Source organism: Thermostichus sp. MS-CIW-25 (assembly GCF_054060015.1).
Genome location: NZ_JBSSCS010000082.1, coordinates 1 through 1,495 on the forward strand (window position 1 = coordinate 1; position 1,495 = coordinate 1,495).

Sequence of the window (1,495 nt, forward strand, 5' to 3'; positions counted from 1 at the left end):
AGGCCGTTGTACAAGGCCGCTTGCTGCGGATCCTGCTCCAGAAGCTGCCGATAGAGCTCAACAGAACGCTCCAACTGCCCGGCCTCGCGGCAGAGATCCGCCAACTGCTGTGCCCGTTCGGGGGTAAGCTCGGCTGCCAGGGCTTGCTCCAGATGCTCAATGGCCGTTGCCAGCCGCCCTTTTTGCCGCTCAATGTGGGCCAAATCTGTCAAAATCTGAGGATCTTGGGGCTGCAGGGCCAGGGCCCGCCGGTAATACAGCTCAGCCTGGTCATACTGGCCCAGTTGAAAGTGGCAGAGGCCCAGGTTGAAGAGGGCCTGCAGGTGATCCGGCTGCAGAGCCACCGCTTGGCTGTAGCATTCGATAGCTGCTTCCCGCTTGCCCAGCGCTTGATATACAGCGCCCAAGTTGCTGTGAAAAGCTGCCTGCTCTGGCCGAAGCTGCGTGGCCTTGGCCAGGTGGGCCGCGGCTTCCTGCAGCCGGCCCGTTTGGTAGCAGAGAATGCCCAGAAAGTGTAGAGCATCAGGCTGCTCCGGCTGGAGAGCCAGCACCTGCCGGTAGGCCGCCTCCGCCTGCTGCAGATCCCCCGCCTGGTGGTGGCGGATGGCCACTTCCAAAGTAGCTATCAGCGCATCGGGTGTCACTTGGCCTGGATCCCTAGATTTCATAACCTCTAATCCTACACCCATCTGAGTTCCGCGAGAAAAAAACGGGCCTGAACTTTCAGGCCCGCCGAGGGGTTAAACAGCCTGCCGACTAGAACGGGACAGTGAAGGTGATGTCCAGCCGCGGCCCGCGAGCGGTGGTGATGGGGGCAGCACCCGTGCCTGTAGCCGGCTCTTTGTCGAACTCGGCGCGGCAAGTACCACCTGCTCCTTGGCTGATCTCCAGACCCGCCGCATTGGCCGGCGTGCCTGCCACCGTGCCGCTGGAGGTAAAGCTGGCAGTGAAGGTGGCCGAGTAGGAGAAAGTTTGGTTGGGGATGACTAGAGTCAGGTTGACCGGGCCAGTGAGCTGACTGCCAGAGGCAGTAAAGCTGACTTGGTTTAGGTTTGCGTTACCTGTAGCACTAACCGTCGGACCGGTAAATGTGAAGGAAGTACTAATTCCAAGGCCACGTATCTCTAGGATACTCTGCGTAATGGTAGTCTGACCAGTGGGTAGGAAAGCAGTAAAGGTGCTTCCTGCAGCACTGAAGCTTACCGTAACTGGGTTGGTGGCCAGGAGGGTAATCGTGAGCGTGGCTGGGAAGCTGGTGTTAACTTGATAGGTGCTTGCACTAGCAGTAGTATTGTCATCGTTAAAAGTAAGCGTAACGGCCCCAGTGAACCCTACTGCCACAGGAGCAACCGCGTTAAATGCAGGTGCTCCAGAAGCACTTGCAGAAGTTGTGGTGCTAAAGGAAGCAGTTAAGGTGGGGAATACTGACGTGGCCTGGTTATTCCACACCTCCTTGGCACACTGCAGCCGCACCTGGTAGAAGCCGGAGCCTGAC

2 protein-coding genes are annotated in these 1,495 nt (G+C 58.6%); one reads left to right on the forward strand and one right to left on the reverse strand.

Translation table 11 applies throughout. The annotated features are described in order from the left end of the window. A partial coding sequence (locus ACVWZ1_RS14345; protein WP_457503745.1) for a tetratricopeptide repeat protein occupies positions 1-668 on the reverse strand: 668 nt, incomplete at its 3' end. A gap of 110 nt (positions 669-778) precedes the next feature. On the opposite strand from ACVWZ1_RS14345, the gene ACVWZ1_RS14350 reads away from it, so the two are divergent. Next, positions 779-964 carry a hypothetical protein gene (locus ACVWZ1_RS14350; RefSeq protein WP_457503746.1) on the forward strand — a complete coding sequence of 62 codons (186 nt, stop codon included), beginning with the start codon at positions 779-781 and terminating at the stop codon, positions 962-964. The last annotated feature ends 531 nt before the right edge of the window (positions 965-1,495 follow it).

Excerpts from the sequence above, each read along its gene's own strand:
- ACVWZ1_RS14350 (WP_457503746.1), top strand. The coding sequence starts at position 779 with ATGTCCAGCCGCGGCCCGCGAGCGGTGGTGATGGGGGCAGCACCCGTG.